Origin of the sequence: Acidiphilium sp. PM (genome assembly GCF_000219295.1) — a bacterium.
GTDB classification, from domain to species: domain Bacteria; phylum Pseudomonadota; class Alphaproteobacteria; order Acetobacterales; family Acetobacteraceae; genus Acidiphilium; species Acidiphilium multivorum.
On the sequence record NZ_AFPR01000346.1, the window covers coordinates 1 to 3,285 of the forward strand.

Below are 3,285 nucleotides of genomic sequence, written 5' to 3' on the forward strand. Positions count from 1 at the left end.
GTCGGTGCCGGCCATGAAATCGAACAGGTTGCCGCGGATTTCGCCGGCCGGGCGGTGCGCCACCTCGGCGAGCCGCGCCGAGGGATGAACGAGGTTCAGCGCCGCGTCGGTCTCCCAGAGCCAGTCGCTCGCGTTCTCCTCGAAATCGCGCAGCAGCATCTGGATCGTCTCGCTGGTGCGCTTGAGCTCGAGGGCGTTGACGCTGCGTTCGAGCATGCGGCGGTTGACGGCGACCATCGTGAAGAAGACGAAGGCGGAGTAGATCGCCACTGAAACGACAAATACCGGCCGCCAGAGATCATGCGAGACATTTAGGGCGATGAAGGCGCCGGCCGTCAGCGGCGTCCAGAAAGCGAGGGTCGAGGAGAGCGGGCCGGCGGCGATCGTCGTCGAGATCAGGCCACACATGATGCTCAGGATGAGAGCCTGACTAGCCGGCCCTGATGCCCGCATCAGCAGGATCAGATAGGCCGCCCAGAAGACGCCCAGCGCGAACAGGAGGCGGTTGAACAGGACGCGTGCGCAATCAAACCCGGCAACCCGGCGGCGCACCAGAGGCCATGCCACAGTGAAACAGAATAGCGCGACATAGGTCAGTTGAAGCAACAGAAAGGCGGCGAGCACCGCCGGCCGTCGGGTCGTCGCGCCGAAATCGATCGCAATGGCGCCGGCGACCAGCAGCCCGGCAATGCTGGCCACGCGCGTCAGCCTGATCCGGAGTTCGAGCCCTTCAATGGCGATCGGTGCAACAAGCTGTTCCGGGACAACATCCGTGGCCCAGACCGCATTATATAGACGCGATTGTTTAATTATTTGAACCAACGATTGTTGCTGCTTGTTCACGGGTACTCGCCAGCATGATCAAAGCAAGGTTTACCGGAAATTTTCCATTGATGGAACAAAGGAATCACCACTGATCTGTTAAGCGTTCAGAGCGGATAAAGCATTGTTGCCCGCTTGTTCACAAAGGAGATCCCTATGGACGGCTCGATCCTCGGACATCAATTTTTACGGACGACGGAGAGCGCTCCTCTCCCGGCCCGCCGGTCCGACAGCGTGACGGCCCGCCTCGTTATCGACGACGACGAGACGTTTCGCGAAGCCCTGGCATTGCGATACGAGGCCTATGTCGCCGCCGGCTATCTTGCGCCGCGCAGCGAGGCGCTGTTTTCCGATACTTATGACGAATCTCCGCTGAGCAAGACGGTGGTTCTTTACAACCATGGAGAGCCCGCGGCGTCGGTGCGGGTCTGCATGCTCGGCCATTGCGACGGCAACGACCGGCCTGGCGATCTGCCCGCCGCGGCGATGTTCCGCGACGAGATCGACACCTGCCTCGACGGGCTGGCAGCGGGCGGCCGGAGGCCGCGGGCGGTCGAGATCACGCGGCTCGCGTGCAGCCCGCATCATGCGCGCGACATAACTCTCCTGATGGGACTTTACCATATTGTCGGCTACCTGATCCTGCATTTCCGCGCCGAGATTATATTCGCGGCGGTGACGGTCAATCACGCGCCCTTCTATCGGCGAATGGGCTTCTGCGAGATCGCTCCGGCACGCGACTATCCCGGGCTCGACGTGCAGACCGTGCTGATGGGCTGCAAGACCAACGAGCATCGCGGGATTCCAGGCAAGCTTATGTCGCTCGCCGAGATTTCGCTCTCCGACGACACCTATCTCGGGTTGGTAACCGGGCAACCCGTGCCGGTATTCGGCGAACGGGTCGCGTCGCGCAAAGATCTGGTCGTGAATCAGATCTTGGCCGGGGCGCCTATCCCGCAGGGGCTCGGCGCCGTGGCGGCAACCATAGGGTAGGTGGACCACCCGGCGGCGCCGCGCAGCAGGGCCGGCGCCGGCGGGAGGACGCTCAGAACGCGGACAGGCCGGTCTGGGCGCGGCCGAGGATCAGCGCGTGGACGTCGTGCGCGCCCTCGTAGGTGTTGACGGTTTCGAGATTCACCATGTGGCGGATGACATGGTACTCGTCGACGATGCCGTTGCCGCCGTGCATGTCGCGCGCGAGGCGGGCGATGTCGAGCGACTTGCCGCAATTGTTGCGCTTCATCAGCGAGATCATTTCCGGCGCGGCCTCGCCGGCATCGAGCAGGCGGCCGAGGCGCAGCGCGCCCTGCAGGCCGAGCGTGATCTCGGTCTGCATGTCGGCCAGCTTCTTCTGCACGAGCTGGGTCGCGGCCAGCGGGCGGCCGAACATCTTGCGATCCAGCGTGTATTGCCGGGCGGCGTGCCAGCAGAACTCGGCGGCCCCCAGCGCGCCCCAGGCGATGCCGTAGCGCGCGTTGTTGAGGCAGGAGAACGGGCCGCGCAGCCCCTTCACGCCGGGCAGCATGTGATCCTCGGGGACGAAGACGTCCGAGAGCATGATCATGCCGGTGACCGAGGCGCGGAGCGAGAACTTGCCCTCGATCTTCGGCGTCTCCAGGCCCTTGGAGCCGCGGTCGACGAGGAAGCCGCGGATCACGCCCTCGTCGTCCTTGGCCCAGACCAGGCAGACATCGGCGATCGGCGAGTTGCTGATCCAGGTCTTCGAGCCGTTCAGGATGTAGCCGCCATCGACCTTCTTCGCGCGGGTGCGCATCGAGCCGGGATCGGAGCCGGCATCGGGCTCGGTGAGGCCGAAGCAGCCGACCCATTCGCCGGCGCGCAGCTTCGGCAGGTACTTGTCCTTCTGCGCCTCCGACCCGAAGGCGTAGATCGGGTACATCACCAGCGAGGACTGCACCGAGAAGGCCGAGCGGTAGCCAGAATCGACGCGCTCGACCTCGCGGGCGATCAGCCCGTAGGCGACGTAGGAGACGTCGGCGCAGCCATGGGTGGAGAGGGTGGCGCCGAGAAAGCCCATCTCGCCCATTTCGGACATGATCGAACGGTCGAAGGTTTCTTCGCGGAAACCTTTAAGAACGCGCGGGAAGAGCTTGTTCTGACAGTATTCATGCGCCGCATCGCGGATGGCGCGCTCGTCTTCCGTCAGCTGCGTGTCAAGGTGAAGGGCGTCGTCCCACTCGAATGGCGTGAAGCTGCCCTTGCCGGCCGGCTTGTGCGCGCCGGTTTCCACGACCCGTTTCATCTCGTTCATGCGGCGATTTCCGTATCCTCGTTCTGGTCTTTTCCGTCTTGCCCGTCGGTATCCGGTCCGGCCGCCGGGCGGGCGCGGCGGCGGATCTGCATGAAGGCCGGAATGTCATCGCCGAAGCCGACGACCGGCTCGCGCGGGCCGGCATCCTCGCGGCCGCCGCGGCGGTTGCCCGGCTCCCTGCTGCGGCGGGG

Annotated in this window: 2 protein-coding genes and 2 pseudogenes; 1 reads left to right on the plus strand and 3 read right to left on the minus strand. The window is 64.6% G+C overall.

The genetic code is table 11. The annotated features are described in order from the left end of the window. A pseudogene (locus APM_RS12465) lies at nucleotides 1-699 on the minus strand (GGDEF-domain containing protein); the annotation flags it as partial. Nucleotides 700-978: 279 nt separating this feature from the next. Between APM_RS12465 and APM_RS12470 the strand changes: the two are divergent. Then, nucleotides 979-1,815, plus strand: coding sequence for an N-acyl amino acid synthase FeeM domain-containing protein (locus APM_RS12470; RefSeq protein WP_007423736.1), 837 nt, complete (start codon nucleotides 979-981; stop codon nucleotides 1,813-1,815). Between the two features lie 52 nt (nucleotides 1,816-1,867). On the opposite strand, the gene APM_RS12475 is transcribed toward APM_RS12470, so the two are convergent. Next, the gene (locus tag APM_RS12475) at nucleotides 1,868-3,094 is read right to left on the minus strand and encodes an acyl-CoA dehydrogenase (RefSeq protein WP_007423737.1); all 1,227 of its coding nucleotides are present in this window, start codon (nucleotides 3,092-3,094) and stop codon (nucleotides 1,868-1,870) included. After that, nucleotides 3,091-3,285, minus strand: a pseudogene (locus APM_RS12480) (DNA helicase); the annotation flags it as partial. The gene APM_RS12475 and the pseudogene APM_RS12480, both read right to left, overlap by 4 nt.